This is a genomic window from Bradyrhizobium sp. P5_C11_2, from assembly GCF_054049755.1.
This window is the reverse complement of sequence record NZ_JBFULT010000853.1, coordinates 1-2,151: the sequence shown is the minus strand read 5'-3', so window position 1 is coordinate 2,151 and position 2,151 is coordinate 1. Positions and strand designations below refer to the sequence as shown.

Genomic DNA, 2,151 nt, shown 5'->3' with positions numbered 1-2,151 from the left:
GGCTGGGAGACGGCACAGCGTTGGGCAATCTCACGGTCCGACCAGCTGCCCCACTCGTTGTCCTGAACAAGCATCAGGCCCGCTCGGCGCCGATCGGGGATCGTGCGCCTTACCCCATGGTCCGCGTTGGCCCCGGCGCTGTGCAGGATGGCATCGCGCAAGCCGCCCTGGCGCACTTCACACGGCAGCTCGCCCAGGCCCGCGTGCTGGCCTACTTTTCAGCGGCAACAGGCACGTGCGGGTGATCTCGATCAGGAAGGCTGCTCAGAAACGCACCCAGCTGATTCGCCCACAGGTCGGCGTGGAAGATGCCGGCATGCCCCCAGCCGCCCGGCAGCAGCACGAACTTGCCTGAGGCGAGGTGCTCCACGGTCTCGCGCGTGACGGGCAGCTGTTCCGGGTTCACTAGGTCATCAGAGAAATTGATAGCCAGCATCGGCGCCTTGATGCGGGTCACGTCGGGCGCGGGGTCGTAGTCGGCCGAACTTTCGTAGTCGTACAGCGCGTCCCCGGCATCACGACCCCGGTATTGTGCCGTCAGCTCGTCTTCGTAGGCCAGCGTCTTGGCACGGTCCAGCCCGGCGGCCTGCAGCCGCTCGGGCGTGCCGACCATGAGCGCGAACATCAGCGCCGCGCTGCGCGTCCAGGCGGTCGGCGGGTCCGCACGGTCGTAGTCGCCACCGTTCCACTTTGGATCGCTGCGCACGGCGTCGGCCACGATCTGGCGCCACATTAGGTTTCGGCCGCTGATCTGCATTGGCATGCAGGCGATCGGCATCACCCCATCCATGGCATCGGGGTGCTGCTCGGCCCAGAGCCACGTCTGCATGCCACCCTGTGAGATGCCGGCGACGAGCCGGAGATGGTCGATGCCCATAGCCTGCAACATGGCGTGCTGTGCCTCGACCTGATCGCGGTAGCCGTAGTGCGGGAAACGCCCGTGCAGGCCGTCTGACGGCTTAGTAGAGCCGCCGAAGCCAATGCCGTCCGGCAGGACGATGTAGTAGCGCTGCGGATCCAGCGGCTGGCCCGGGCCGAAGAGGTGGTGGGCAAGCGTCGGCACGAGGAAGGTCTTACCGGTGCCAGTGGTGGCATGAAGCAGCAGGACCGCGTTCGTGATCTTGCCGGCCGCATCGCGCTGCGGTGTGCCGAGCGCGGTGTAGTGCAGGCGCAGCGGGGAAAGGCGTTCTCCGTTGCGGAACGTGAACTCGGTCAGGTCCACGTCCCCCTCGTGCTGCACGGCCTGAAGGTCGGGCGGGGCGGCCGTTACTGGCGCAGCTGCTGGCGGATCCGCGCGGGCAGGCAGGACGGATACCGAAAGCAGGAGAGCGGCTGCAAGGAGTGCACAGCGGTGCCTGTTCCGATCGACCATGCAACGTCCCCACCCCTGCCTTTGTTGACCGAGCCTCTTTCAGAGGGAGAGCAACTGCAAGCCGTAGCTGGGCTGGGGTAGTAACAACGCGAGCACCTGCTCAAGGCCGCCTTTGTGGGCTCCTTGCCCTTGGCCAGCTGCTGGTCGAGTGTGCGGCGCACGATGCCCGGCGACACCGCCTCGGCGTTGCGGATCTGCCGCGCCTCGTGGATCGCCTTGCGGGTCAGGCCAAGGTCCGTGACCGGCGGTGCTGCGGGCGAATGTTCCCGACCGGAACGTTCGCCCCCGCGGGTCGCCACCTCGCCCCGCTGCTGCGCGGCATCGTACTCATCGGCCAACCGGCGCTTGGCCTGCGCCTCGATCTCCGCAGCATCGGCCTAGGCGCGTTGGGCAGCCGCTATCAGTTCGTCGTGGGCTCCTGTGTTGCAATGAGCTGGCGGCCCAGAGCCAACGCGGCCTAGTTAAGTCAGCTGGATGTGGACTGAAAGACGCGCGATGCGAAGGAGACGTGCGAGCCAGAGAGCGTAAAATCTTGCGTGACGCTGCGAAACTTTGAAACGATCACTTGACTCTAGGGCCTGTCGTCGCCTGAACGGACTGGCGGGGCTTGCGTTTTCGTCTCTCCAAGGCAGGAGGGATGATGCTGAGCGACGCGCAATGGTCTGAGCTGGAGCCGCTGGTCGAGGCGTGCCGTCCGAAGGCCAAGACGCCACCGCAGGACCTGCAACGCACACTCTCGGCCATTACCGCAGGACCTGCAACGCACACTCTCGGCCATT

Annotated in this window: 1 protein-coding gene; it reads right to left on the bottom strand. The window is 66.2% G+C overall.

Annotation, left to right across the window (positions count from 1 at the left end):
- Positions 1 to 211 precede the first annotated feature (211 nt).
- A complete protein-coding gene (locus ACXJL8_RS39435; RefSeq protein WP_456686850.1) occupies positions 212 to 1,372 on the bottom strand; it encodes an alpha/beta fold hydrolase in 1,161 nt (386 codons plus the stop codon).
- Between the last annotated feature and the right edge of the window lie 779 nt (positions 1,373 to 2,151).

What these genes read in the sequence shown, in the direction of transcription:
- ACXJL8_RS39435 (WP_456686850.1), bottom strand. Translation starts at nt 1,372, where the DNA reads ATGGTCGATCGGAACAGGCACCGCTGTGCACTCCTTGCAGCCGCTCTC.